The organism is uncultured Thioclava sp. (assembly GCF_913064665.1).
GTDB lineage: Bacteria > Pseudomonadota > Alphaproteobacteria > Rhodobacterales > Rhodobacteraceae > Thioclava > Thioclava arctica.
The window spans coordinates 87583-112818 of the sequence record NZ_CAJYBT010000002.1; the positions used below are offsets into that span (position 1 = coordinate 87583).

Below are 25236 nucleotides of genomic sequence, written 5' to 3' on the forward strand. Positions count from 1 at the left end.
CTGATCCATTATGTCATGGCCGCGCCGCCATTGGCGCCAAGGCATTGCCCGGTAAATAGGGTGGCTCCCGGCCCGGCCAGAAAGACCACCGCCGCGGCCACTTCTTCGGGGCGGCCAATGCGGCCAAGGGGGTTGTTGGTTTCCAAGGCCTTGCCCTCGGGGCTGAGGTTTTCGAAATCCAGCAGCGGTGTATCGGTGGGGCCCGGCGCGACCGCATTTACCAAAATGCGCGGCGCCAATTCGCGCGCCCAAGATCGGGTGGCCCCCAGCATCGCCGCCTTGGTGGCCGCATAGACAGAGCCCCCCGCGCGCCCCAGATAGGCCAGTTCCGATACGATATTGATGATCCGCCCGCCTTCGGGGAGATGCGCCAAAACCTCGCGCGCGACCAGCATTGGCGCGCGCAGATTGATGGCGGTCATTCGGTCGATATGATCGGCACTAAGATCGGCCAAGGACCGCTCTTCGAAGATGCCCGCATTGTTGATCAGAATGTCGATGCCACCCAAGCGCCGGGCCGCCTCGCCAATGGCGGTCTTGATCTGCGCTTCGTCGGCAAGATCACAGGGCAGGATCGCGATGTCGCCCTCGGACGCAGCCAGATCAAGCCCGATCACCTTGGCCCCGGCATCGTGCAACGCCAAGGCGATGGCCCGCCCGATCCCGCTGGCAGCCCCCGTGACCAACGCGCGTTTGCCTTGCAACGGTTTCACCACGGCACTTCTCCTCGGTCCACGCCCAGAGATTGGCCCGTGATATTGCTGGCCAAGTCCGAGGCCAGAAACAGATAGGTCTGGGCCATATCGGGTGGCTCCATCAGCCCCGGCAGAGCCTGCCCGGCAACGATGCTATCCAACAACACGGCCTCGTCCTCCCCTGACTCCGCTGCGATCCGGCCCAGTGAACGCATTGAGGCCTCGGTGCGCACCCAGCCGGGACAGACCGCGTTGACGCGAATGCCACGCGGCCCCAATTCGCGCGCCCAGGTCTTGGTCAGCCCGATGATCGCGTGTTTCGAGGCGACATAGGCACCAAAGCCCGGCTCGGCGACCCGACCCCAGATTGAAGCCGTATTCACGATCGCGCCCCCCGCGCCCATGTGCGGCAGGGCTGCGGCGGTCACCAAGGCCGTCCCGGTGACATTGATGTCGATCACCCGGCGAAACGCATCGCTGACCGCGTCAGAACCGTCACTGATGGGCGTCATCAGCTCCAAGCCGGCATTGTTGATCAGCACGTCGATCCGACCAAGTGGAGCCAGCGCTTCGGCAACCTGTCCCTTGTCAGAGATATCTGCCTGCGCCGATGTCGCGCCCAGTTCTGCCGCGCGCTCATGGATGGCGGCGTCATCGGCAATCAGATGTAGCTGCGCGCCCGCCTGCGCAAAGCCCTGTGCGATGCCAAATCCGATCCCGCGGCTTGAGCCGGTGATGACAACGCTGCGTCCGGAGAATGAGAGTGTCATCCGTGCTGCCCCTCTTCACGCATCATCCGCATGATCTTGCGTTCAATGTCGATATACCCCGGACATTCCAGCAACTCTTCCTTGCTGCGCAGTCGTTCTGCCGGTTTGAAATCGGGGATGATGTCTTCTTTGATCCGACCCGGATGGCTGGACAGAAAGACGATTTTATCCGCCAGAAAAATCGCCTCTTCGATGTCATGGGTCACGATGATCATCGTCGTTCCCGAGGCTTCGGCGACCTCGATCATCAATTCCTGCATCTGCCAGCGCGTTTCGGCATCCAGCGCGCCGAACGGTTCGTCCATCAGCAACACTTCGGGCGCATTCGCCAAGGTCCGCGCAATCGCCACCCTCTGACGCATCCCGCCCGAAAGCTGGGACGGATAGGTGTCGATGAACTTTGACAGCCCGACGAGACCTATGAAATGGGCCGCACGCTCGCGCCGTTCTTTGACCGGGACGCCGTTGACCTTCATCCCGAACTCGACATTTTTGCCAACCGACATCCAGTCAAACGACGTGTAGGCCTGAAAGACCATCCCGCGCTCGCGCGCCGGGCCGTCAATCTCGGCCCCCTTCAGCGCGATCGTCCCGCTGCTTTGCGTCTCAAGCCCCGCGATCATCCGCAGAATGGTTGATTTGCCGCTACCTGATGGCCCCAGAAGGACACAGATCGAGCCCTTCTCAACCGCAAACGAAACATTATCGACAGCCGTCAGCGACTGCCCTTTGGACAAGGCGAAGGTTTTCGAGACGTTATTAATCTGAAGCAAAGGTTGAGACATCAGCGCACCTCTTGCAGATAGGGAAAGAGGCGGCGGTGCAGGATCGCGAAGGCTTTGTCGAAGATAAGCCCCAAGACACCGATCACGATGATACCCGACAGGATTTCGTCGGTATGCAGAAAGCGACGTGCGCGCATCATCATCGCGCCGATACCCGTGGTTGAGGCGACGATCTCGGCGATCACCAGATAGGTCCAGACCACGGCCAACATCTGGCGCATCGCCGTCAGGATATTAGGGGCAACGGCGGGCAGCATCACGCCAAAGACGGTGGCCCACCGCCCGGCCCCCAGCGTAAGAGCCGTTTCAATCAACTCTTTGCGGATTTCTTTGGTGTGATCCGCGATCAGCGTGATGAGAAAGAAGATCACGCCCAGAAACAGCAGCGCCAGTTTCGGCGCCTCACCGGTGCCAAACCACATCAGCAGGATCGGGATGAACGAGGGCGCGGGCAGATAGCGCCAGGCGGAAACGAACGGCGCAAAGATCGCATCGACCGCCGGAAAGGCCCCCATCGCCACCCCCAGCGGGATGGCCACAAGGCAGGCCAGCGTAAACGACACCAGCACGCGCATCATCGAGATCAGAACATCGCTACCAAAACCGCTAGCGAACAGGCGAACAGTCGCACTCAGGACATCGCCGGGTGCCGGAACCAGAAGCGGGTTCACCCAGTGCAAGCTGGTCGCGAGGATCCAGATGCCAAAGAACCCGGCCCAAATCCCGATCGCCGAGATCAGCATTTGGCGCGATGACACCGGCACGCGCACCTGTAAGAATTTGGGCTTGCGCCGGGTTGGAAACTTTTGCCGCATGATGGGCTCCCGCAAGGGCCCCTCGACCGAAGTCGAGGGGAGGTAACTGACAAAGGGTTACTCAGTCGCTTGGAAGGACTGGCGATAGCCGGATTTGACCAAGTCGCCCATCAAGGAACAATCAATGCCGGCAGCCGGGTCGATCGTGTTCTTCATAAGGCCAAGCTTGATCCACCATTCGTTGGTCAGTGCCACCGATCCGGCCATTGAGCCATTGGGCAATCCAAAGGGCGGCGCCCCATCAAGAACACCACAGGTGCGCGCCGATTCATCGAAATCAAACATATAGATGCCGCCCGAAAGGCTTTTGCCATTGGTGCCAATCACCGAGGCCACATCGGCAGCCGGCCATTGCAGATATTCGGCGATCATCTGGTTGGTCTCTTCGACATTTGCGTGCCAGTAGGCGCGGGCATCCCACTCGGCCTTCAGCACGGCCAATGCCGCGGGACGGTTCTTGGCGATGAAGTCTTTGTTCATGAAAAGCGAATCCATGAAAATGCCGGTCTTGAGCATTTCCGGATCCGTGGTGTCGACGATTGACTTGGTGCCAGGTGCGGCCTCGATCACCTTCGAGATCCACGGCTCATACATATAGGCCGCAGCAAGGTCACCCGAGAGCATCGGCCCCACGGCCTCATCCGCGTTCAGGTTCACCCAATCCACATCGCCCGGCGCGATGCCCACGCGGTCCAGCCACAACCCCATCAGCAATTGACCAATATATGCTTGCGGTGCGGCGACCTTCTTTCCCTTAAGCGTCTCTGGCGTCATCCCGGCGGCAAGAACCACGTGATCAACACCGTAAGACGGGTTGAGATAGGCGACGTTGACTTCATTCAGGCCCGCATCGACGGCAACGGGGATATAATCCGCCGTGCAGCCATAGACGTCGATCTGCCCCGCCGCGAGCGCAGCATGCCCACCCAGCGGATCCTCGAAGTTCACGATGTTCAGGTCATAGCCGGAAATCAGGTTTTTCTGCTTGGCTACGTCCATCATGGCATAGCCCGGCCAAGATACGCAGATTCCGACATTGATGGTTTCGTTTGCCTGCGCAGCAGCAGCGCTGCCCAACATGGCGCTGGCGATCGACAGGGCGAAGGTGAGTTTACGCATGATCAGCTCCCAGATGCGGTTACTCGAAAAAATATACGCAACAAAATTTTTTAGTCTACTAAAAATTTTACATCACTAAAATTTAGGTTGCATTTCCCGCCGCACATCTCGAAAATACGCCTATGGAACGATCACAAACATTGAGCCTGCGAGAGCGGCAAAAAGAGGGCAGACGCGCGCGCATCATCGCCGCGGCCAAAAGCCTTTTCGTTGAGGCTGGGCTCGACAATATCACTATCGAAGCGATTGCCGAGATTGCCGGTGTCTCAAGCGTCACGGTGCATAATTACTATGGCACGAAATCAGGCGTGCTCCTTGCACTGGTCGCCGAAAGTGACCGCGAGCTTCTTGAAACGCTTGATCGAAATCTGGCGGCCCCACCGCCCGATCTGGTTAATCTTGTGCTGCGGTTCTTTACGCTCATCTGCGACCACACGCTGACGCATCTCGATAAACCTGTTTGGCGACAGGTAATTTCGGCGTCCATCAGCGGAACCGAACCACGTTTCAGCAAGCTTTACCGTGAGCTTGACCACCGTCTGGCCTCGGTTTTGATCCGCGAGATTGAGAATATGAAAGCGGCAGGGAGGCTTGATGACGACACCAATTCGATCCATCTCGGTTGGGCGCTATTCAACCTGCAAAACGCTCGCTTCATCGAGTTTATCGCCTCCGACAGTAAGCATCAGGATCAGGCATTGCGGGATTTGCGCAACGATCTGAACGCCTTGCTACCTCGCTAGGAGCCAGATTTTTAAGGCCTTCGCGTCTGAAACGCGAAGACCCGTGCAGAAAGTGGACGGACTTCTACAGTCACGATTGACGCTATTGGGCATATGGCGGGGCACACCCCGTTTTGGCCAAGCCGCGCCAACATAATGCGCCCCACCAAATCAGCAGATTCAAAGAGCCGTCATTAAACCCGAACGCTTACTTAGCCAGTGACAAACGCATCAGCGACCAGATGCCCGTCACCGACATTGCGCAACGCCATCCGCGCGGGACTGGCACCCAACTTGTAAATCGGACTTGGGATTTCTGAGGCAAGACGCGCAACGGGCGGGCGGGAATAGGTCGGATCGGGCACCGGAACTGCCGCCATAAGGCGCTTGGTATAGGGATGGCGCGGATCACCAAAAATCTGCGCCCGTGTGCCCATTTCGACGATCTGGCCCATATACATGACCGCTACCCGGTCCGAGATATTCTCGACCACCGCCATATCGTGGCTGATAAACAGATAGGCGATGCCAAATTCACTCTTGAGCGCATCAAGGAGATCAAGCACCCGCGCCTGCACTGACACATCCAGCGCCGAGACGCTTTCATCGGCGATGATCAACTTGGGTTGCAGCGCAAGGGCGCGCGCGATGCAGATGCGCTGGCGCTGGCCGCCGGAAAACTCGTGGGGGTAGCGATCAAGGTGATCGGGTGCCAGTCCGACGCGTTCGAACAGTTCCGCCACGCGATTACGGCGTTGCTCGGGTGTGTCGATCGCGTGAATAACCAGCGGCTCTGCCACCAGATCGCCCACCCGCATACGTGGGTCCAGCGCGGCCATCGGGTCTTGAAAAACGATTTGGACGTCGCGCCGTAACGCTTTCATATCCTTGCCGTTTAGCCCACCAAGCGTATGGCCCGCCACCTCGATGCGGCCCTGATGCGGCACCAGCCCGACAAGCGCTTTGGCAATGGTGGATTTCCCACAGCCTGACTCGCCGACAAGCGAAAACGTTTGGCCCGCGCGGAGATCAAAGCTGACATTTTCGACCGCATGCACCCGGTGCGTGACCCGCGACAAGATCCCGCCGCGAATGTCAAAGCGCACCTGCACATCGCGCAGGCTGGCCACGATGTCCGTTTGCGCATCGCCTAAACTGGCCCCGCTACCATCGCCCATGCGCGGCACGGCAGCCAAAAGATCGCGGGTATACTGGGCGCGCGGGGTGGCGAAAATATCATTCACCGCGCCCTGTTCAACAGCGCGGCCCTGCTGCATCACAATCACCCGCTCGGCCATCTCGGCCACCACGCCCATATCATGGGTGATCAGGATAATCGCGGTGCCCATTTCGCGTTGCAGATCGCGCAAAAGGTCTAACACCTCGCGCTGCACCGTTACATCAAGCGCGGTTGTGGGTTCATCCGCAATCAGCACATCGGGGCGCAAGGCCAGCGCCATTGCAATCATCACCCGCTGACGCATTCCGCCAGACAATTCATGCGGATATTGCGTCATCCTGCGTTCCGGCTCGGAAATGCGCACCGCTTTGAGCGCCTCAAGCGCACGTGCCTCAGCCTCGCTCTTGGAGATCGGCTCGTGGGCGCGAATAGCCTCGGTCAGTTGTAGCCCTATGCTCAGCACAGGGTTGAGCGAGGTCATCGGCTCTTGAAAAATCATCGCGATGCGATCGCCGCGAATGGCACGCATCTTGGTCTCGGGCAGCGCCGTCAGATCGGTGCCATTAAGCGTGATCGCCCCGGCACTGACGCGCAGCGCAGGTGGCGGCAACAGCCCCATGATCGCGAGCGATGTCAAAGACTTGCCAGAGCCGCTTTCACCCGCAATGGCGATGGTCTCGCCGCGCGCAAGGGTGAAACTCAGATCACTGACCAAGGCCCGCTCGACGCCCTCGGCGCGCACGGAAATCGTCAGCCCCGCAACCTCGAGAACGGTCGGGGCGACATCTGGGGCCGGCACGGCCCCAGACTGAACTGTAGGGTTCTGGTTCATTCGAAGACACATCTCGGGAAATAGAAGCTGACAACCCAGTTGGGCATATCGACGATCTCGGAGATCCGCAGATCGCCACAGGTCGAGACCAGCATATAGGCATCAACCGGGGCCATGCCGCGCTGCGCACAGAGCAGATCGACCATACCCGCCACCGCGTCGCGCGCCGCCGACATCAGGTCGGGGCCAATGCCCGTCGTGACCTCATAGCCCGCGCTGTCAAGATGACGCGTAACCGGGCCCGGCGTGGTGAAGCGCGGGAATTTCAGCGGCTCGTTCTTGATTACATCAAAGCTGAGCACGGTGTTCATCGGGCTTTCAATCGCGGTGCCGCAGACCTCTCCATCGCCCTGCGCGGCATGGGTATCACCGACCGAAAACAGCGCGCCCTCGACCTCGACGGGCAGATAAAGCGTGGTGCCCGCCGCCAGATCACGGATATCAAGATTGCCCCCTACGCGCCGGGGCGGCACGATGGAATGCAGCCCGGCCTCGGCAGGGGCGACCCCGATCGTGCCGCAAAACGGCTTGAGCGGCACCTTGCCCTCGCGTCCCCACAGCGCCTTATCAGGCGATACGGCATCATATTTCCAGATCGTCAGCGCAGGGTCGGTGAACTGATCGGCCAACAGCCCGAAGCCGGGAATATTGGCCGTCCAGCCCCAAGCGGACCCCTCGGCCTCCCGCGGGGTGAAGCTGTCGATCGTTACTTTTAGCACATCACCGGGCATAGCGCCGTCAACATAGATCGGCCCGGAGACCGGGTTGATCTTGCCGAAATCCAGCGTTGCAACATCGGCCACGGTCGAGGACGGGCCAAGCTGACCGGCTGAACTATCATGGCAGTAAAATTCGATGGTCGATCCCGGGGCTACCGTCTCGGCCGGGACAAGCGAATTGTCCCAGCCGAAATGGTGTTGTGCGCCATGGATCGTGTAGTCACAGGCTTTGCACATGTTCTCTCACTTCGTCACATAAACATAGTCATAGTTGACCGGAATCGAGACCGGATCGACGTAGAGGTTGTCTGCCCCGCCCATCCGTTCAGATTTCATGGTGTAGCGCTGCTCGTTAAAGACCGGCACCCATGGGGCTTGCTCCATCACCTTGGCATAGACATCCGACCACATCGCAAGACGCTTGGGATCGGCGGGATCGGTAAAGCTGTCGGCCTTTGTGGCCTCGGCGTCGATCTCGGGGTCGCAGAATTTCGACCAGTTCCAGCCGCCCTCGCCCGCGCCCGCACAGCCCAGGATCGGGCCATAGAAGTTCGAGGGATCGGGGAAGTCGGCAATCCACGCCATGCCGCCCGACCAGATCATCGGTGCTTTGCCCGCGCCACCCGCCTCGATCACATTGGCCTGAGCTAGCGATTTGATCTCGGCGGTAATACCAATCGCCTTCAGATCCTGCTGGATCGCCTGCGCGATGCGCGGATTGGGATCGGTGTTCATGACGTAAAGCTCGGTCGTGAACCCATCGGCAAACCCGGCCTCGGCCAGCAGTTTTTTGGCGGCGGCATCGTCAAAGGAATAGCCTTTGTAGTCTTTGATATAGCCGGGCATCGAGGGCGGCAGCGGCTGATTGGCCGGAATCGCGCGCCCGTTGATCATCTGCGTGATGCGCTTCTTGTTGATCGCCATATTGACCGCTTCGCGCACCTTGAGATTGTCAAAGGGCGGCATTTTGACATTGAGCGTGATATAACCGGTCTGCAGCTGACCGCCCTCGACCACGCGGGCTTTTTCGGCGGGGTTGTTCATGACCTCTTCGAATTTCGCAGGCGGAATGCCATCGCCGGGCACGTCCACCTCGCCTTTTTGCAAGCGCAGCAGCGCCACGATGGGCTCTTGACCGACTTCAAAGGTGATCTGGTCGAGATAGGGCACGCCCGCGCGCCAGTAATCGGTGTTCTTGGCAAAGACCAACTGCTGCCCGATGGTCCAATCCGCCAGCTTGTAGGCGCCGGTGCCAACGGGGTGTTTGCCGAAATCGGCGCCCCATTTCTCGACTGCTTCTTTCGGCACGATCGAGGCGAAATTCAGAGCCATCACATGCAGGAAGGTCGCATCGGGACGGCTGAGCGTGATCTTGACGGTCGCAGGATCCACCACCTCGACACCGCTAAGTTCGCTGGCGGAACCATCCGCCATCGCGTCATAGCCCATGATCGAGCCAAAGAAGCCCGCGCCGGGCGATTGCGTGGCCGGGTTGGTGACGCGATCAAGCGAGTATTTCACATCCTCGGCGGTCATCTCGCGCCCATTGTGGAATTTCACGCCGGGACGCAGGTGAAAGGTAAAGGTCATCCCGTCATCAGAGACGTCATAGCTTTCGGCCAGCCCCGGGCGCAGCTCGGTCGTGCCGGGGACGTAATCCATCAGCCCGTCAAACAGCGATTTGATCATCGACCAGTTCTGCCAGTCATAGCCGATCGCGGGATCAAGCGTGGCCACGTCATCCTTGTAGGTGACGATGATATTGCCGCCGGGCTTGGCATTGGGGTCGGGCTGGTAATCTTGCGCCAGCGCGGCACCGGCGAATGACAGCGACACCGCCAGCGCGCTTGTCGTCAGCATGGTTTTCATCAGGCTCATTTTTCTCTCCGTCTGTTGAACGTTTCTTGCAGTCTTGCCCCGTTTTGCCGGGGGTCTGGTTGCGATCAGCGCAGCTTGATGCGCGGGTCGATGAAGGGGGTGATCATGTCGGCAATCAGGTTTCCCAGCACGATGGCGCAGGCCGAGACCAGCGTGACGCCCATGATGATCGGGATATCCACGCGCTGGATCGCCTGCCACGCGAGCTGGCCGATGCCCGGCCAGCCAAAGACGCTTTCGACGACGACGATGCCCGACATGAAAATGCCGATATCAATGCCGATCATCGCGATAATGGGCAAAATGGCGTTGGGCATGGCGTGCAACACCAGCACGCGCGACCGGCGCAGCCCCTTGGCGCGTGCGGTACGAATATAGTCTGAGCGCAGCACGTCGATCATGCTTGATCGCATCATCCGGCTATACCAACCCGACCCCATGATCCCCAGCGTCAGTGCGGGCAGCACAAGGTTGGAAAAGCTGCCATAGCCGCCGATTGGGAACCAGCTTAGCTTGACCGCAAAGACATAAAGCAGCAGCAGACCAACCACGAATTGCGGCGCAGACACCGCTACGAAAGAGGTGATCATCAGCGTCTGATCCAACGCGCCGCCACGCCGGATTGCGGCGATAATGCCCAGTGTCAAACCGATCACCAACTCGGCCACGATAGCGCCCAGCATCAACAGTAGTGTAGCAGGCAAGCGCGCCATGATCAGCGTAGCGACATCCGTTTTTTGCAGGTAGCTGCGCCCCATGTCGCCCTGCACCAATCCGACCAGATAGCGCCAGTATTGCACCACAAACGGCTGATCGAGCCCCAATTGATGGCGGATATTCTCGACCGTCTGCGCGGTGGCGGACCGTCCCGCAATCTGACGCACCGGGTCGGCGGGCAGCACGTAGAGCAGGAAGAAGGTGATGAAGGACACACCCAGTAGGATCAGCGCAGCCTGGATCAGGCGGCGGGCAAGATAGGCCAGCATTACGAACGCCCCCTTTGCGTCGGGTCGAGCACATCACGCAGCGCATCGCCCACAAGGTTGAAGGCCAGCGCCAGCAACAAGATCGCAGCGCCCGGAATAAACACGAGCCAAGGTGCGGCCTGAAAATAGGTCTGGTTTTCGAAGATGATGTTGCCCCAGCTTGGCGTTGGGGGCTGCACGCCGACGCCAAGGTAGCTAAGCGTGGCCTCCAGCAGCACCGTGGTCGAAATCCCCAGCGTGCCCCAAACGATGATCATCGGCACGAGATGGGGCAGGATATGGCGAAACAGGATGCGCGCCGTTCCCGCGCCCAGCGTCTTTTCAGCCGCGACGAATTCGCGCTCGGCCAGCGCCGAGGTTTCAGTATAGACCACACGTGCCGTCTGCACCCAGTTCACCAGCGCGATCACCATCGCCACGATCCACAGAGAAGGCGTGAAAATCGCCGCAAGACAAATTGCCAGCAATAGCGCGGGAAACGCCATCATCAGATCGGTGAAGCGCATCAGCACCGCGCCAATCCAACCGCGGAAATATCCCGCCGTGACGCCAATCAAGGTGCCGATAATCAGCGACAGCCCATTGGCGACCACCCCGATAATCAGTGAGGTGCGCGCGCCATACAGGATGCGCGAGAACAGATCGCGCCCCAACAAATCGGTGCCCAGCCAAAACTGTGCCCCCGGCGGCATCGGCGCGCCTTCCAGCGTGAGCCCGTCAAACATTTGCTCTTGTGGCTGATAGGGCGCAATCCAGGGCGCAAAAATCGCTCCGCCGACAACGACCGCAATCAACGCCAACCCCAACAGGGCCAGCTTGCGTCCCAGCAAACGACGCCAAGCGCTTTGCGGGCCAGTCGCACCCTTAGCCAAGGTCAGATCGGTCATTTGCACCTCCTTGCGCATCGTGGCTGGCAACAACGCGGCGCGCGCCATCTTCAAAACTCACCCGCCACGCCATCGCCATCTGGCGCAACTGGTCATAGGCTTCGGACTCGGATTTGCCGCGCGCGGCAAGCAGCGTGACCGCGCGCACGACGGTTTGGCGCTCATCAAGGCGGCGGCGCAGATCGGCGATCTCGGCGGATAAGGACTGGCGCGCCTCAAAGGCGATGCGGGCAATCAGGAGCGCCGAATAGGCCCCACCATCGCCCACAGGTTTGAGCAGTTGCGCATGCGCGCCCGTCTCAAGCGACCACTCGATGCGTCCGGGCGCTTCTGAGCCGATCAGCGCAATCATCGGCATTGGGCTTTGCCCGGTAGGCCAAGGAAATTGCGCGTCATAGCCTTGATCGGCATCAAAAAAGACGAAATCCCCCGACAGCGCTTCGGCGGGCAGTTCGGGCCAGCACTGAACCACATCCAACCCGATTGCGCGCAATTGCCGATCCAGCGCTTGCAGCGTGGGATGAGGACGGTGCAGCACATAGACGCGCGCACCGCCCAGAACGGGAATGCGAATGCGCCTTGTCATGACACCACCCGTAAGCTGGAAGCCCCCTGCAAGATCGCCTCGCGCCCATGTGCGAGGTAGGGATCGCCCGCCACCGGCGCAAAGCGTTCACGCGGGACGAATGCGCCATTTTCGACCTGCGCGATCAGCACAGGAAGCTGCGTGTGATGGGTGGCCAAATCGATCCCTTCGCTGCCACCGGGCGCATGGGCCAGAAGCTGCGACAGGCTTTCCCGCGCCGCCCCTGCATGCCCCGACAGCAAGCGCGCCAGTCGATGCACCGCAGAATAGGCCGCCGCCTCATGCGAGGAGCCGAAATTCTGTCCGCCATCGGGCCAGCCCTGCACACCGCGAAAATAAGGCCCCGCCGCCACCAGCCCTTCGGCAGCATCGGGATGGATCGCGGGCAATTCGCATTCGGTCAGGTTGCACGACAGGATCGGGCACGTCTCGGGGCGGAAATGCGCATCCTCCTGACCCAGACGGTGATAGGCCTCAAGGAACGCATATTGCGACGGACCAATCAGGTTATTGAGCACGAAATCGGGACGTGTGGCGCGGATCTCGGCAATCAGGCGCTCGATTTCCAGCGCGCCAAGCGGCAGGTAACGCTCGCCCAGCACCTCGCCACCCGCACCCGAAATAACCTCGCGGGCGAGGCGGTTCATCTCCCAGCCCCAGATGTAATTCGACCCCATCAGGTAGCCCCGCCGCCCCAGCCGCGCAAAGGCCCAGCCCAGCAGCGGCAACAGATGCTGGTTCGGGCAGGCATGGGTGTAAACCACGTGATCGGAGGCCTCGAACCCTTCGTAAGGAATGGTGTACCACAGCGTGCCGCCCGCGCGTTCGAGCGTCGGGATGACCTCTTTGCGACTCCATGAGGTAACGCAGCCGATCACATGACGCGCCGAACTTTGGTTCAAAATTTCCTCGCAAAGCGGGCCGTAAGCATCGGCATTGCCCTGCGGGTCGCGCTCGACAGCAACGAAACTAAGCGGCATGTCGGGATCGGCGTTGATCTTGGCAATCGCGCCCAATACGCCGCTGCGGCAAGCCTCGGAGATCAGCGAATAGCTTCCCGACCGCGAGTAAAGCAAACCCAGTTCAATGCGTTCTTTCATGACGTTCCTTCGACTTGTCGAAACCCCAAAAATGCAAAACGCCCCGCTGACCGACCGCTGAAAAGCGGAGTCAAAGCGAGGCGCAAATGCCGTTCGGACCTTTCCGATGTGTCTTTAGCGTGCCATTTCGCTACGTTTCAAAACAAGGGGCAAAATCACAAACCTGTATGCAAGGTGACCCTGCATGAGAGAAAACAGTGCCATTGCATAATTTTTAAGCTGGTATGGTTATCTTTGCATCAGATGCTAACTTACCGAGCGGCGCAGAACTCTGCCATGACGAGAAATACACTCCCACAACTCTCGCTCTAGATGGCAAACCATGAAAGGGTTCGTTTCGGTGCGACTTCGAGCGTGGGGTCCTGTCCTGCACGTCCAGACCGCCCAGCCGTAGTGCCGGGTGGCACGCAAGGCTTCGATTCGACCCCGTGCAACCGGGCAATCGTCCTTCCACGCCCGCCCATTTTTGCGGATTAGATTGATCGAAATAGCGTCACGCACGCAGCTGGCGGCATGCCATCAGGTAAAGATATTTATCCTAGTACTGGCGCAGATCTTTGAACTGGACCGACATCACCTCTGGCGGATACTCAGCCCGGTGCGGGATGTCTGCAACGAGCATTGTGGGCCCTGTGCCGCCCTGCGCCAACGGCTGCCCATCTGGCCCGGCAATAATTGACCTCCCTCCGAAACTGATTTCGCCATCGGGCCCTGAATAATTTGCATAGACCACCGTCACGGCGTTCTCATTCGCGCGTGCACGCACCAGCAGATCGGGCACATGATCGTAGCCCACCGGGTTCGCCGTGGGCACGAGGATCAGCTCGCATCCCGCTCGCGCGAGCGCCCGCGCGTGTTCGGGAAACTCAATATCGTAGCAGATCAGCAGTCCCATCCGTGTGCCGTTCAGCTCAAAGACGGGCGGCGCTTGGGTGCCAAAGGCGAAACTCGCCTTTTCCATAGCCCCGAACAGCTGGATCTTGCGGTAATGCGCGATCCGCGCGCCGGTCTTGTCCAGCACCGACGCCACATTGAAAACCTGATCCCCCAGCCGTTCGGCCCAGCCATAACAGATCGCACACCCCGTCTGACGCGCAATCTCTCCCATGGCGCGGCACCAGACTCCGTCTAATGGCTGGGCCTCTGCGTGATGGGCCTCGGGGCGATTATAGCCGGGCAGGATCAGTTCGGGCAGCACCACAAGATCGGCGCCTAGCGAGGCCAGCCCTTTGACCCAAACCTCTATGACCGACAGAATCTGCGCTGTGTCAGAAGAAAGCGGCTGCGGCTGAACGAGGGCGAGTTTCATGGCGTTCTCCTGTTGGCGCTGATTTGCTTGCCCCGCGCGGACCGGATCAAGCTGGCTCAAAGTGCGGCGCGCAGAATCTGCTCAACCCCAGCCGCCGTCAAGGGAACGGGGTTTCCGCCCGCGCACGGGTCACGCAAGGCATCGGCCACCAGCGCCGCAATATCGGACTCGGCTACGTCAACACCCATGCCGCTAAGCGTCGAAGGCATGTCGATACGCGCCCGCAACGTCTCTAGCCAGTCCAGCACAGCCGCGCCGGGATCATCGCCTACCAGCCGCAATTCATGTGCCAGCGTCGCCATCTGCGCGCCCACCGCCGAGAGATTGAAGCGCAGCACATGCGCCATCAGCACGGCGTTGAGCATCCCGTGATGGGCACCATGGCGCGCGCCCAACGGGTGTGCCAGCGCGTGAACTGCCCCCAGCCCTTTTTGCAAAGCGGTGCAAGCCATGGCCGAGGCGGCCAGCATGTTGGCACGCGCGCCAAGGTTACCCGGCTGCGAATAGGCCGTCGCCAAGGACTCGTCGATCATCTTTAGCGCCGTCAGCGCCAGACCATCTGCCATCGGATGCCAGCCCGGCGCACAGAGCGCTTCAAGCGCGTGCGAGAGCGCATCCATTCCCGTCGCGGCCGTCAAACGAGGCGGCAGACCGACCGTCACCTGCGGGTCGAGGATCACCAGCTCGGGAAGCATCTCGGGGTGGAAAATGATGACCTTGCGATGGCTGTCCGCGTCGGTGATCACCGAGGAGCGCCCGAATTCAGAACCGGTCCCGGCTGTGGTCGGAATGGCGATCACCGGCACCATCCCTTCGGTTTGGACGCGGCGGAAATTGTCGCCGACATCCTCGAAATCCAGCAATGGGCGATCCTGCCCGGCCATCATCGCGACCGCCTTAGCCGCATCCATCGCCGAGCCGCCGCCCAGCGCGATCACGCAATCATGCCCCCCTGCGCGCAAGGCCGTGAGACCGGACATGACGTTTTCAACGCTCGGGTTGGGTTGCACATCGCAAAACAGGCCGGGCGCAATGCCGACACTTTCAAACGCCGCCTTCGCCTGCGCGACGATGTCCGAGGCCGCAAGCCCGCGATCACTGATGATCAGCGGCGCGCGCGCCCCGATCTCGGCCAGCCCGGCGGGCAGATCGGCCAGCCGCCCTGCCCCGAACCAGACCAGCGTCGGGAAACTCCAGCGGGTTTGCAGCGTCGTAAAATCATGTGCAGTCATCGGACAAACTCCGTTGGATGGGTCAGCCCTCAGCGATCTTGATCAGGCGACGGCGGGCGGCGCGTTTGCGCAGACTGCCGACGGCAAAGATCAGCACCAAGGCTGGCAGAAAGGTCAACGTGGCCAGCGCCGGATAGATCGGCGACGATCCCACAGCGATGCCCGAGAACACGAAAGTGGGCAGCGTGCGTGTCGATCCTGACAGGCTGTAAGTGATGTAGAAATTCCCCCAAGACAGCAGGAAGGCAAAGATCGCGGCCGAGAAGATTCCGGGCCAGATCAGCGGCAAGGTAATCTCGCGCAATATCTGCCAGCGCGTCGCCCCCGCATCCTCGGCGGCGTAATCAAGCGTGTCGTCATAGCCCTGCATTTGAACCGAGATAATGACGATGCAGAACGGCGTGATGTAAATCACATGGCCGATCACCGCCGACCAAAGCCCCGGCGACAGGTTCAGCCACCCCGCCAGCACGGAAAACCACAGCAGCATCACAACCCCAAGCAGCAATTGCGGGAACAGGAGCGGCGCGAAGGTCAGAATGCGGAAGCCCCACTGAAACCGAAACTTGTAGCGGCTCCAAGCAAAGGCTCCGCCAATCCCGAGAAGTGTAGCGAACACGGTCGCAAGCACCGCCAACAAAGCGGAATTGCCCAGCGACGACCAGAAATCCCGATCCGCCAGCAACGCGCCATACCAGCGCGTCGAGAACTCGGAAATCGGCCAGGACAGGAACCGGCTTTGGGTGAAGGAGAACAGGATCAGTGTCGCGATCGGGATATAGAAGAAGATCAGCACCGCGATCACCGAGCCATACAGGACGAAATCCGCAAGACGTTTTTCCATCTGATCAGTCATTGGAGCCCCTCCGTGCCTGCCAGAAAGCCAGAGCCCCGGCCACAGCCAGAACCGCGGCCCCGATCACGATCAGAACAAGCGTCAGCGCCGCACCGAGAGGCCAGTTCACCCGCGTCTCAAAGCTTTGACGGATCAGTTCGGCCGCAAGCGGCGACGTGCCCCCACCCATCACCTTGGGTTCCAGAAACACGCCAAGGCTAAGCACGAACACCAGCACCGCGCCCGCCCAGATGCCGGGTTTGGCCAGCGGCAAGGTCACTTCGACAAAGGCCCGCAGCCGCGTCGCACCGGCATCGCGCGCCGCCAGAACCAGATCGCGGTCAATTCGCGCCATCGACAGCGCCGTGGTGAAGATGGTGTAGGGCAACAGGTTGTACACCATGCCGATCATCGTCGCATTTGGCGAAAACAGCACATTCACCGCAGCCGGAGGAAACCCGATCGACTCAAGCGTGCCGTTAAGCACGCCGGAGCGATCCAGAAACAGCACCCAGCCAAAGGTTTTCAACACCGCATCGGTCAGGAATGCAAAGACCATAAGCAGCGTGATCTGATCGGACCAACGCGACAGGCGATGCAGCATCCCATAGGCAATCGGGATTGCCAGCACTGTGCAGAGCAGCGTGCAAACCAGCGCCATCGTCAAGGTGCGCCACATGATCTTCCAATAGTGGATCTGGCTGAACACATCGGTCCAGACGTTCAGATCCCAAGTCCAGACAAGCCGGTAATACTGCGTACCCTGAAAGCTGAGGAGTGCCGTCATGATCAGCGGGATCACGAAGAACAGGCCCATAAGCACCAGCAAGGGCAAGGTCGAGAGCCGCAAAGCTCCGTCGCGCCACGATTTCTGCATCTCGGCCATGGCTCAGGCCTCCACAGCGAACAGATCGCTCAGCGAGAGACCAAGCTGCACCGCGTCGCCCTGCTTGGCGGGTAGAACGGAGGTGCCCGGAACATCCATCACGATCTCGGTGTCAGCGACTGTGATGCGATACTGGATTGAGGCACCACGGATGAAATACTCGCTCACCGTGCCCGCAAGGGTGCAATCGGCGCTTTCACCCGGCGCCAGAAGCCGCAGCATCTCGGGGCGGATCATCAGCAGCGCATCTGCCCCGGCAGCAACCCCCGCGGCAACCTGATCGGCGCCAAGTCGCGGCGCGCTGCACTGCAAGATGTCGCATGAGAACTCAAACCCCTCGCCCGCGCGCGTAATTTTGGCGGGCAGAAGGTTCGTGTCGCCGATGAACCCGGCGACAAAGGCATCCGCCGGTCGGTAGTAAATCTCGGACGGCTCTCCGATCTGCACGATCTTGCCCGCGCGCATCACGCAGATCCGGTCGGCCAGCATCATTGCTTCTTCCAGATCATGGGTGACATGGACAAAACTGGTGCCGACATGGCGATGCAAGTGTTTCAACTCTGCCTGCAGCGATTTCTTGAGCTTGGCATCGAGCGCGCTCATCGGCTCATCAAGCAGCAGCACGGGCGGTTGCGAGATCATCGAGCGCGCCAGTGCCACACGCTGTTGCTCGCCGCCCGACAGCTCATGCGGGTAGCGGTTGAGATAGCTTTCCTTCAGATGCATCAGCTCAAGCATCCGACGCACAGCAGTGTCGATCTCAGACTTGGGGCGCTTGGCCAGATGCAGCGGAAAGCCGATATTCTGCGCGACGGTCTTGTGCGGGAACAAGGCCAGCTTTTGAAACACCATGCGTGTCGGGCGCGCCGAGGCCGGCATGCCCGCCATGTCCTGCCCGTCGATGATCAGACTGCCGCCGGACAAATCCTCGAACCCGGCAAGGATCTTGAGCAGCGAGGTCTTGCCGCAGCCCGAGGGCCCGACCAGCGCGAGGAACTCGCCATTGGCCACGCTCAGCGTGATGTTGCTCAGGGCGCGATAGGTGCCGTAATATTTTTCGATTCCGGTGGCTTGGATGATGGGAGAAGCCAAGGCGTGTTTCCTGTCTCAGATAAGGGAGCAAGGGCGGCACGCGCCGCCCCTGCAACGCATAGGATCAATTCGCAGCAGCCAATTCCTGCGACCAGATTTCAAGCATCTGGTCCATATTGGGCGCGACATTATGGAAGTGAGACTTATCCCAGGCCTCCCACATGTAATCCATTTGCAAGACGTCCTTCTGCTCGTCTGTGAACAGCGCTTCGGCCTTTTGCGAGGGAACGAGGTTGCAGGTCGCTTCGGTCCAGGCCAGCTCGACCGCCACCTCCGGCGAGGTCAGCGTGCGCAGCAATGCATTGGCTTTGGCGCCATCGACCGGGTCCTTGACCACGCCGCCCGCTTCCATCCAGATGATGCCCTGATTGAGACCGTCCTTCGGCTCGGGGACGATCGACATGATGTCTTTCTGCCCATCCTTGCGCAGCGCCGAGGTGCAGTAGGTGCCGCCCCCGATCAGCGTGCGGAACGATCCATCCATAAGCCCCTTCTGCGCGACCGAAAGATCGCCCACGACCGCGCGGGTATTCTTGAAGAGCGCGCGCAACACGAGGCGGATCTCGTTCAGCTCCTTGTCATCCAGTTCTTTGTAGGGGTCGATCCCGGCATACAGCGCCATCGGCATGATCGGCCAGTCGCCCCAATCAAGCACGCAGATCTTGTCCCGATAGGCCGGATCAAAGCAAGGCGCGTAGCTGCGCCACGTTTCCAGCTTGTCGAACTTGGTGTTAACCGTCGGTCCGACCCAGCCCCAGCGGGTGGGAAGACCGGTCGTCTTGCCCTCGAATTCAAGCGGCGCGAAGGGCGCGCGGAACTGCGGATAGAAGTCCTCGTAAACATCGGCAAATTCGCCATCATCAAGGAATTCAGCGATCCCAGCCGGTCCCATCCGCTGCACCCAGGGGCTGTCCGTCGCCACCACGTCGAAATCGCGCCATGCACCTGCTGCCAGCTTGGCAAACCCGCCGGGGCTGTCGGTGATCAGGTCGATCGAGACCGAAACATCATTGGCTTTCTCGAAGGGTTTGATGATTGCCGGGCTGTCATAGCCCTCCCAGCACATGAATTTCATCGAGGTCGCGGCCTCGGCCCGCCCCGGCACAAGGCCAGCCCCCGCCAGACCAGCCGCGCCCATCCCTTGCAGGAAGGTGCGGCGGTTCGGAGAGAACATCGGTATTCCCTTGGTTTTCTTCATCTTTCTTTACTCCCGGTTGGATTGATAAGCGCCTGTTATCGTTTTTCTATTTCAGACGACTTCTAGATATCGTTCACGCTCCCAAGCGCTTACATGGCGCGCAAAAGCAGCATACTCGTGTCGGCGCGCGCGCACGAAGCTGTCGATAAAGACATCCCCAAAGATCGCCCGGGCGACCTTGCTCTCATTCAGCCAATCGGCGGCCATGCCGAGATCGGTGGGGAAGCGGGTCTCGGGCGCGGGCGTGGCAAGGTATTGATCCCCGCATATGGGCGCCCCCGGCTCGATTTCGTTCTCGATCCCCCAAAGGCCGGCCCCCAAGCACATCGCCAGGGCAACATGCGGGTTGGTATCTGCAGAGGGGACGCGAAATTCCACCCGCGTTGCATCGGGACTGTCATTCATCACCCGGGCTGCGACCGTGCGATTCTGGATACCCCAAGAGGCCGAGATCGGCGCCCACATTCCCGGCACCATCCGACGGTAAGCATTCACCGTCTGGCTGCACATCGCGAGCATCTCTGGCATCAAGGTGACCAACCCGCCAATGAAATGGCGCGCAGTGCGGCTTAGCCCGTCAGTATCGTTCAGATCGACAAAAGCGGGGCTGTTATCGGCCAAGTTGCGCAGCGAGACATGCAGGTGGCCGGACTGCCCCGACAGGTTTTCATTCAGCTTCGACATAAAACAGGCGGTCAGCCCGTTGCGCCGGAAATAGGTTTTGGCAAAGTTCTTGAACAGCGCGGCATCATCAGCCGCCTTAACCCCCTGCGCATGGGTCAGCGGCACCTCAAAACAGCCCGGACCCAGCTCGGTATGCAGCGCATCCATCCCAATCCCCAGCCGATCCATCATCGCCTCGAGACCCGTCAAAAGCGCATGTTCATTGGCCAGCGTTTCAAGCGAATAAGTCCTGTTGCCCAGCGCGTAATGTTTCGGTGCGGCAAAGCCGCCCTCGCGCAGGCTCGCGGCGGTTTCGTCCAGCAGGTTGAACTCAAATTCAAACGCCGAATGGACCGAGAACCCCATATCCTTGGCCTTCTTGATCTGCCCGATCAGCTGGTTGCGCGCTGAGTGTTCTCCGAAGGGCATCGCGAAATCGGCAATGCAGATCGCCTGATCGCCCTCAAAAGGCCAAGCCCGGACCGTATCGGGGAAAATTTGCGCGGGGACATCGATATAATCGCCCCCGCCATAGGTTTCCTCGGCACTGTCCCATTTATAAAGCACGTCGCAAAACGGGTAGCCGCCTTGCGCCAGCTTTTCGGCCTTGGCGCGCGCCACCCGTTTGACGCGGAACATCCCGTCCTGATCGAAAATCCCGATATGAACATGCTGAGCGCCGATCCGGTCGAGCATTTCGTGCATATCGCTGTCATTTGGGCTATCGGCTTGCATTCGGGCGCATTCCATTTTTTCCTGATACAGTTCAGCTTAGGGAATTGCGCGCCCCCACCAATACCCCCCGAGGGGTAGAGCATTCCCCAAAGGCTTGGCCCCGCAACGAAGCGAGACCCAAAACGATGTCAGACTGGAACGAGCGCTTGGCCGAAGCGATTACCGCCGTAGGAACGGAGGGTTTCGCATGCGCGCTCGATCGGGCGACAGAGGCGCTGTTTGGCTATAAAATCTGCATGATCTTTGCCTATGAAGGCAATGCGACCCCGCAATCTCTGTATCACAACTTGCCGCCCGAGACGGCGCAGATCGTCATATGGGATTACTGCACGGGTCCCTATTTGCTGGACCCGTTTTATGCCCAGACCGAGGCGGGCCGCTGCTCGGGGATGGTCGGGTTGCGACAGATGGCGCCGGACAAATTCTTTCAGTCGGAATATTACGCCAAGCATTACAGTCGCACGGGTATTCGTGACGAAATCGGTATCTTTGCCGAGATCGGCCCGCGCCGGGTGGCGGTGATCAGCTTTGCGCGCGAACGTGGGCAGCCGGTGTTCAGCGCGCGCGAGCGCGAACGGCTGGCCGTGGTGGGCCCGGTGATTGAAGCATTGATGCGCGCCCATTGGGGGGGCGCGGCGGCGCGCGGCGCGCTTGCCAATCCGCTAGCCCCTGCCCTTCCACCCTTGCAAATTCTGCTGGATCGGATCGCCGGTGGCGTGCTGACCCCGCGCGAAACCGAGGTGATCGCCATGGTGCTGCGCGGCTATTCAACCGCAGCGATTGGCGCGCATCTTTCGATCAGCGACGAGACGGTGAAGGTCCATCGCAAGAACGCGTATCGCAAACTGTCGATATCGTCCCAAGCCCAGCTCTTTTCGCTATTTCTAAGCGCGCTGGAACCATCTTGATCGTCTAACAGCCAAGCTATCAGAATATCGCGTCGGCGGTTCTTGGAAGGACCGTATTACTTGCGACACCTGACCCTATCAGGTCACTGCCTTCGACTTTGCTGGGTCGAAGGTCAAGACGACAAGTGGCAAGACCATGGGGTATGACTACAGCGTCGTCTCAACAGGCTGCATCCCGGCCCCCTCATCGGACGTCCCCCTATCTATTGGCGCGTCCGGCGGGATACAGGCCGACAGATCCGGACGTTATGGATCGTCAGCCTGTCGGCCCTTCCGCGTCAAGCGCCTGGCAAAGCCGCGCCGTCACCTGCGCGGTGCTGCACGCCCCGCCAAGGTCACGCGGGCGGCTTTCGGGATCGCTGGTGACCACCTCGATCGCGCGCATCAAGCGCGCCTCGGCCTCTGTCTCACCAAGATAGCCCAGCATCATCGCCGCGCTCCAGAATGTCCCGATCGGATTCGCGACACCCTTGCCCGTGATGTCAAAGGCCGAGCCGTGGATCGGCTCGAACATCGAGGGCGCGGCGCGCTCTGGGTTGAGATTGGCCGTTGGCGCAATCCCGATAGAGCCTGCAAGCGCCGCAGCAAGATCCGAGAGGATGTCTGCATGCAGGTTCGTCGCGACAATCGTGTCGAGCGAGCCGGGATCGAGTGTCATACGCACGGTCATCGCATCGACCAGCATCCGGTCCCATGTCACATCGGGAAACTCGGTCGCGACCTCGGCGGCAATCTCATCCCACAGCACGAGTCCGTAGCGTTGCGCGTTGGATTTCGTCACCACCGTCAGGTGCTTGCGCGGGCGCGCGCGGGCCTGCGAGAAGGCCACGCGCATGATCCGCTCGACACCCGCGCGGGTAAAGATGGCGGTCTCGGTCGCGACCTCATGGGGCTGGCCGCGATGGCTGCGCCCGCCCTGCCCGGCATATTCTCCCTCGGAGTTCTCGCGCACGATCAGCCAGTCAAGATCGCCCGGGCCGACGCCCGAAAGCGGGCTCGACAGCCCCGGCAAAATCCGGGTGGGGCGCAGGTTGGCATACTGATCAAGCCCCTGGCAAATCGCGAGGCGCAAGCCCCAGAGCGTTACGTGATCGGGCACATCGGGGGCACCAACCGCGCCAAACAGGATCGCATCGAAGGCGCGCAGGGCCGCGACTCCGTTCTCGGGCATCAGCGCCCCTTCCCGCAGATAGCGCTTGGACCCCCAGTCGAAGCGCTCCACCTCGAGGCGAAATGCGTTGCTCTGTCGGCCAAGATGGTCAAGCACATCCAGCGCGGCCTCAATCACCTCGGGGCCGATCCCGTCGCCGGGAATGGCCGCAATGCGGTGCACACGCGTCATCGCGGCGCTCATTTCTTCAGCCAAGCCTTGAAGGCATCCCCGTAATCGGGATGCCAGCGCGAGAGCGGCGGGCGGTTCTCTGTGATGTCACCGGCGGCCCAGAGAATGCGCTTCACATCGGTGGCACGATCAACATCGTTGTCGGGGCACAGGATGTAGAAATCCCCACGCTCGACCGACTCGAAGAGAAATGCCACGACCTGTTCGGGCGTCCAGGCGTCGTCGGGTTTCTCGGTGCGACCATTCGCGGTAAGCGGCGTGTAGACGAACCCCGGAATGAACAGCCGCGCCTCGACGCGGGCCCCCTCGCGGTTGCGCAATTCATGCTGCAGGGCCTCGGTGAAGGCCTTTACCCCGGCCTTCGAGACATTATAGGCCGGGTCGCCCGGCGGTGTGGTGATGCCTTGCTTCGAGCCGGTATTGATGATCAGCCCCGGCGCGCCCGAGGCGATCATGCGCGGCGCAAAGATCTGGCTGCCACGGATGATCCCACCCATATTGACCTCTAGGATGCGGTCCCAGTTGCCCTCGGCGTCGAAGATCGAGCTGCCCGGCTGCATCCCGGCATTATTCATCAGCACATTGACCGAGCCAAAGCGTGCCTCGACCGCATCGGCCAGCGCGGTGAGTTGTGCACGGTCCGATACATCGGTGGCCAGAGCCATCACATCCGCCTCGGCGGCGCCCTGTGCGATCAAGACGCTTGGCGCCGCATCAAGTGCAGGCCCCGGCAGATCGGCGATGCAGACGCGCAACCCAAGCCCCGCAAGGTGGCTGGCGGCGGCAAGGCCAATGCCCGAAGCACCACCTGTGACGACTGCGACATTGCCATTGGCGAGAGCGGAATGCATGGGAAGCTCCTTTCTGATCGATATCCGGGTGAACCGGCGGGCCGCATTCAGGCGGTTGCGCCGGCGAACACCTCAAAATCGGTGTCGATAATTGTGGGATTTGGCGGACGTTCGGGCGAGGCCAGAACCTCCTCGATCGACTTCTTGCCGATCAGATAGCGGTTCGAGCGCACGGTCGAAAGAGGTTGCGGAAGCTCCTTGCCGATATCGAGCCCGTTGAAGCCGAAAACGGCGAACTCGTCGGGCAATCGAATGCCCTCGGATAGACAATGGAACACGCCGCCCACCGCCATGTCGTCGTTGGAATAGACCGCTACATCGATTTGCGGCGCTTGGGCGCGCAGCCGTGCGGTCTGCGCCCGGCCCTCTGCGACCGAACTGGCGCCATCGGTCATTGCCTTGGATTCAATTGACAGGCCAGATTCGGCAAGCGCTTCGCAAAGCCCATCATACCGCAGCCGGGCGCGGCGATCGGCAGTCCAGTCATGACCGACATAGCCGAAATGGCGATAGCCGCGCGCGATCAGGTGGCGTCCAATCGCATGACCCGCGCGGTGATGGGACATGCCGACGGCGATATCGATCGGGGTGCTGTCAATATCCATCATCTCGACGACGCGGATCGCACTTTGATCGAGCATCTTTCGGGTGGCTTCGGTATGTTCGAACCCCGCCAGCAGGATCGCGGCGGGTTTCCACGCGAGAATGCCGCGCACCACGACCTCCTCGCGGTCGATGTCGTAGTCGGTGGTCGAGATCACGGGTTGCAGATCGCTTCCTTCGAGCCCGGCATGGACGCCCTGCAACACCTCAGGAAAGACTATATTGGAGAGCGACGGGATCACCACGCCGATCAGGAACGAGTCGAGCGAAGCAAGCGAGCCAGCGATGCGGTTGGGCACGTAGCCCATCGCGCGGACTGTCTCCATCACCTTCTCGCGGGTGGCCTCGGCGACCAGCCCCTTGTTGCGCATGATGCGCGATACCGTCGACTCGCTGACATTGGCACGGCGCGCGACCTCGCGCACCGTGATCTTGCTTTTGCGGTCGGGCAATCGCTGCTTGGTTCCCATGACGCTTTCCTCCAGCTCGGTTCGGACAAGCCCGTTGA

Annotated in this window: 24 protein-coding genes and 1 pseudogene; 2 read left to right on the forward strand and 23 right to left on the reverse strand. The window is 60.7% G+C overall.

All coding sequences use genetic code 11. From position 1 onward, the window contains the following. Window positions 1-8: 8 nt before the first annotated feature. Genes QZ571_RS01260 through QZ571_RS01280 form a run of 5 tightly spaced genes read right to left on the reverse strand, consistent with a single transcriptional unit; the run spans window position 9 to window position 4184 of the window. Entirely contained in the window at window positions 9-716 is a 708-nt protein-coding gene (locus QZ571_RS01260) for an SDR family oxidoreductase (RefSeq protein ID WP_295530484.1), read from the reverse strand. Next, complete coding sequence (locus QZ571_RS01265) at window positions 710-1465, reverse strand: SDR family NAD(P)-dependent oxidoreductase (RefSeq protein WP_295530487.1); 756 nt, start codon at window positions 1463-1465, stop codon at window positions 710-712. Before QZ571_RS01265 ends, QZ571_RS01260 begins: the two co-directional genes overlap by 7 nt. After that, window positions 1462-2250: an ABC transporter ATP-binding protein gene (locus QZ571_RS01270; RefSeq protein WP_295530490.1), complete on the reverse strand. Its 789-nt coding sequence runs from the start codon at window positions 2248-2250 to the stop codon at window positions 1462-1464. The genes QZ571_RS01265 and QZ571_RS01270 overlap by 4 nt, the downstream gene beginning before the upstream one ends. Further along, window positions 2250-3065 (reverse strand): ABC transporter permease, encoded by an 816-nt coding sequence (locus tag QZ571_RS01275; RefSeq protein ID WP_295530494.1) that lies wholly within the window; start codon window positions 3063-3065, stop codon window positions 2250-2252. The genes QZ571_RS01270 and QZ571_RS01275 overlap by 1 nt, the downstream gene beginning before the upstream one ends. A 57-nt stretch (window positions 3066-3122) precedes the next feature. Continuing rightward, on the reverse strand, window positions 3123-4184 hold the full coding sequence (locus QZ571_RS01280) for an ABC transporter substrate-binding protein (protein ID WP_295530497.1): 1062 nt from the start codon (window positions 4182-4184) through the stop codon (window positions 3123-3125). Window positions 4185-4306: 122 nt separating this feature from the next. Between QZ571_RS01280 and QZ571_RS01285 the strand changes: the two genes are divergently transcribed. After that, the gene (locus QZ571_RS01285; RefSeq protein WP_295530500.1) at window positions 4307-4927 is read left to right on the forward strand and encodes a TetR/AcrR family transcriptional regulator; all 621 of its coding nucleotides are present in this window, start codon (window positions 4307-4309) and stop codon (window positions 4925-4927) included. A gap of 191 nt (window positions 4928-5118) precedes the next feature. Here QZ571_RS01285 and QZ571_RS01290 read toward each other — a convergent pair whose 3' ends face one another. From QZ571_RS01290 to QZ571_RS01360, 15 genes and pseudogenes are all read right to left on the reverse strand, one after another. After that, window positions 5119-6918, reverse strand: a complete 1800-nt coding sequence (locus QZ571_RS01290; protein ID WP_295530503.1) for an ABC transporter ATP-binding protein — start codon at window positions 6916-6918, stop codon at window positions 5119-5121. Continuing rightward, entirely contained in the window at window positions 6915-7874 is a 960-nt protein-coding gene (locus QZ571_RS01295) for an acetamidase/formamidase family protein (protein ID WP_295530507.1), read from the reverse strand. Before QZ571_RS01295 ends, QZ571_RS01290 begins: the two co-directional genes overlap by 4 nt. 6 nt (window positions 7875-7880) lie before the next feature. Next, window positions 7881-9506: an ABC transporter substrate-binding protein gene (locus QZ571_RS01300; protein WP_366929933.1), complete on the reverse strand. Its 1626-nt coding sequence runs from the start codon at window positions 9504-9506 to the stop codon at window positions 7881-7883. Window positions 9507-9580: 74 nt separating this feature from the next. Continuing rightward, window positions 9581-10501, reverse strand: a complete 921-nt coding sequence (locus tag QZ571_RS01305; protein ID WP_038132514.1) for an ABC transporter permease — start codon at window positions 10499-10501, stop codon at window positions 9581-9583. Then, window positions 10501-11388, reverse strand: coding sequence for an ABC transporter permease (locus QZ571_RS01310; protein ID WP_295530516.1), 888 nt, complete (start codon window positions 11386-11388; stop codon window positions 10501-10503). Before QZ571_RS01310 ends, QZ571_RS01305 begins: the two co-directional genes overlap by 1 nt. After that, window positions 11366-11974: an ANTAR domain-containing protein gene (locus QZ571_RS01315; RefSeq protein ID WP_295530519.1), complete on the reverse strand. Its 609-nt coding sequence runs from the start codon at window positions 11972-11974 to the stop codon at window positions 11366-11368. The genes QZ571_RS01310 and QZ571_RS01315 overlap by 23 nt, the downstream gene beginning before the upstream one ends. Then, window positions 11971-13074, reverse strand: coding sequence for a transporter substrate-binding protein (locus QZ571_RS01320; RefSeq protein ID WP_295530522.1), 1104 nt, complete (start codon window positions 13072-13074; stop codon window positions 11971-11973). Before QZ571_RS01320 ends, QZ571_RS01315 begins: the two co-directional genes overlap by 4 nt. A gap of 336 nt (window positions 13075-13410) precedes the next feature. Further along, window positions 13411-13572, reverse strand: a pseudogene (locus QZ571_RS01325) (IS5/IS1182 family transposase); the annotation flags it as partial. A gap of 40 nt (window positions 13573-13612) precedes the next feature. Further along, window positions 13613-14383 (reverse strand): carbon-nitrogen hydrolase family protein, encoded by a 771-nt coding sequence (locus QZ571_RS01330; RefSeq protein ID WP_295530526.1) that lies wholly within the window; start codon window positions 14381-14383, stop codon window positions 13613-13615. Between the two features lie 56 nt (window positions 14384-14439). Beyond that, window positions 14440-15615, reverse strand: coding sequence for an iron-containing alcohol dehydrogenase (locus QZ571_RS01335; protein WP_295530529.1), 1176 nt, complete (start codon window positions 15613-15615; stop codon window positions 14440-14442). A 22-nt stretch (window positions 15616-15637) separates the two neighbouring features. Continuing rightward, a complete protein-coding gene (locus QZ571_RS01340; RefSeq protein ID WP_295530532.1) occupies window positions 15638-16471 on the reverse strand; it encodes an ABC transporter permease in 834 nt (277 codons plus the stop codon). Beyond that, window positions 16464-17336 carry an ABC transporter permease gene (locus QZ571_RS01345; RefSeq protein WP_295530536.1) on the reverse strand — a complete coding sequence of 291 codons (873 nt, stop codon included), beginning with the start codon at window positions 17334-17336 and terminating at the stop codon, window positions 16464-16466. Before QZ571_RS01345 ends, QZ571_RS01340 begins: the two co-directional genes overlap by 8 nt. Before the next feature lie 3 nt (window positions 17337-17339). Beyond that, a complete protein-coding gene (locus QZ571_RS01350; protein ID WP_295530539.1) occupies window positions 17340-18428 on the reverse strand; it encodes an ABC transporter ATP-binding protein in 1089 nt (362 codons plus the stop codon). Between the two features lie 64 nt (window positions 18429-18492). Next, on the reverse strand, window positions 18493-19626 hold the full coding sequence (locus tag QZ571_RS01355; protein ID WP_295530542.1) for an extracellular solute-binding protein: 1134 nt from the start codon (window positions 19624-19626) through the stop codon (window positions 18493-18495). A 51-nt stretch (window positions 19627-19677) separates the two neighbouring features. After that, window positions 19678-21039, reverse strand: a complete 1362-nt coding sequence (locus QZ571_RS01360) for a glutamine synthetase (RefSeq protein WP_295530545.1) — start codon at window positions 21037-21039, stop codon at window positions 19678-19680. Window positions 21040-21149: 110 nt separating this feature from the next. Between QZ571_RS01360 and QZ571_RS01365 the strand changes: the two genes are divergently transcribed. After that, the gene (locus QZ571_RS01365) at window positions 21150-21932 is read left to right on the forward strand and encodes a helix-turn-helix transcriptional regulator (protein WP_295530548.1); all 783 of its coding nucleotides are present in this window, start codon (window positions 21150-21152) and stop codon (window positions 21930-21932) included. 256 nt (window positions 21933-22188) lie between these two features. Here QZ571_RS01365 and QZ571_RS01370 read toward each other — a convergent pair whose 3' ends face one another. The 3 genes from QZ571_RS01370 to QZ571_RS01380 are packed head-to-tail and all read right to left on the reverse strand — an operon-like array spanning window position 22189 to window position 25198. After that, complete coding sequence (locus QZ571_RS01370) at window positions 22189-23274, reverse strand: tartrate dehydrogenase (RefSeq protein WP_295530550.1); 1086 nt, start codon at window positions 23272-23274, stop codon at window positions 22189-22191. An 8-nt stretch (window positions 23275-23282) separates the two neighbouring features. Continuing rightward, window positions 23283-24125: an SDR family NAD(P)-dependent oxidoreductase gene (locus tag QZ571_RS01375; RefSeq protein ID WP_295530553.1), complete on the reverse strand. Its 843-nt coding sequence runs from the start codon at window positions 24123-24125 to the stop codon at window positions 23283-23285. A gap of 47 nt (window positions 24126-24172) precedes the next feature. Next, on the reverse strand, window positions 24173-25198 hold the full coding sequence (locus tag QZ571_RS01380; RefSeq protein WP_295530556.1) for a LacI family DNA-binding transcriptional regulator: 1026 nt from the start codon (window positions 25196-25198) through the stop codon (window positions 24173-24175). Window positions 25199-25236: the final 38 nt, after the last annotated feature.

Excerpts from the sequence above, each read along its gene's own strand:
- QZ571_RS01265 (WP_295530487.1), bottom strand. The coding sequence starts at position 1,465 with ATGACACTCTCATTCTCCGGACGCAGCGTTGTCATCACCGGCTCAAGC.
- QZ571_RS01270 (WP_295530490.1), bottom strand. The coding sequence starts at position 2,250 with ATGTCTCAACCTTTGCTTCAGATTAATAACGTCTCGAAAACCTTCGCC.
- QZ571_RS01275 (WP_295530494.1), bottom strand. The coding sequence starts at position 3,065 with ATGCGGCAAAAGTTTCCAACCCGGCGCAAGCCCAAATTCTTACAGGTG.
- QZ571_RS01280 (WP_295530497.1), bottom strand. The coding sequence starts at position 4,184 with ATGCGTAAACTCACCTTCGCCCTGTCGATCGCCAGCGCCATGTTGGGC.
- QZ571_RS01285 (WP_295530500.1), top strand. The coding sequence starts at position 4,307 with ATGGAACGATCACAAACATTGAGCCTGCGAGAGCGGCAAAAAGAGGGC.
- QZ571_RS01290 (WP_295530503.1), bottom strand. The coding sequence starts at position 6,918 with ATGAACCAGAACCCTACAGTTCAGTCTGGGGCCGTGCCGGCCCCAGAT.
- QZ571_RS01295 (WP_295530507.1), bottom strand. The coding sequence starts at position 7,874 with ATGTGCAAAGCCTGTGACTACACGATCCATGGCGCACAACACCATTTC.
- QZ571_RS01300 (WP_366929933.1), bottom strand. The coding sequence starts at position 9,506 with ATGAAAACCATGCTGACGACAAGCGCGCTGGCGGTGTCGCTGTCATTC.
- QZ571_RS01305 (WP_038132514.1), bottom strand. The coding sequence starts at position 10,501 with ATGCTGGCCTATCTTGCCCGCCGCCTGATCCAGGCTGCGCTGATCCTA.
- QZ571_RS01310 (WP_295530516.1), bottom strand. The coding sequence starts at position 11,388 with ATGACCGATCTGACCTTGGCTAAGGGTGCGACTGGCCCGCAAAGCGCT.
- QZ571_RS01315 (WP_295530519.1), bottom strand. The coding sequence starts at position 11,974 with ATGACAAGGCGCATTCGCATTCCCGTTCTGGGCGGTGCGCGCGTCTAT.
- QZ571_RS01320 (WP_295530522.1), bottom strand. The coding sequence starts at position 13,074 with ATGAAAGAACGCATTGAACTGGGTTTGCTTTACTCGCGGTCGGGAAGC.
- QZ571_RS01330 (WP_295530526.1), bottom strand. The coding sequence starts at position 14,383 with ATGAAACTCGCCCTCGTTCAGCCGCAGCCGCTTTCTTCTGACACAGCG.
- QZ571_RS01335 (WP_295530529.1), bottom strand. The coding sequence starts at position 15,615 with ATGACTGCACATGATTTTACGACGCTGCAAACCCGCTGGAGTTTCCCG.
- QZ571_RS01340 (WP_295530532.1), bottom strand. The coding sequence starts at position 16,471 with ATGACTGATCAGATGGAAAAACGTCTTGCGGATTTCGTCCTGTATGGC.
- QZ571_RS01345 (WP_295530536.1), bottom strand. The coding sequence starts at position 17,336 with ATGGCCGAGATGCAGAAATCGTGGCGCGACGGAGCTTTGCGGCTCTCG.
- QZ571_RS01355 (WP_295530542.1), bottom strand. The coding sequence starts at position 19,626 with ATGAAGAAAACCAAGGGAATACCGATGTTCTCTCCGAACCGCCGCACC.
- QZ571_RS01360 (WP_295530545.1), bottom strand. The coding sequence starts at position 21,039 with ATGGAATGCGCCCGAATGCAAGCCGATAGCCCAAATGACAGCGATATG.
- QZ571_RS01365 (WP_295530548.1), top strand. The coding sequence starts at position 21,150 with ATGTCAGACTGGAACGAGCGCTTGGCCGAAGCGATTACCGCCGTAGGA.
- QZ571_RS01370 (WP_295530550.1), bottom strand. The coding sequence starts at position 23,274 with ATGACGCGTGTGCACCGCATTGCGGCCATTCCCGGCGACGGGATCGGC.
- QZ571_RS01375 (WP_295530553.1), bottom strand. The coding sequence starts at position 24,125 with ATGCATTCCGCTCTCGCCAATGGCAATGTCGCAGTCGTCACAGGTGGT.
- QZ571_RS01380 (WP_295530556.1), bottom strand. The coding sequence starts at position 25,198 with ATGGGAACCAAGCAGCGATTGCCCGACCGCAAAAGCAAGATCACGGTG.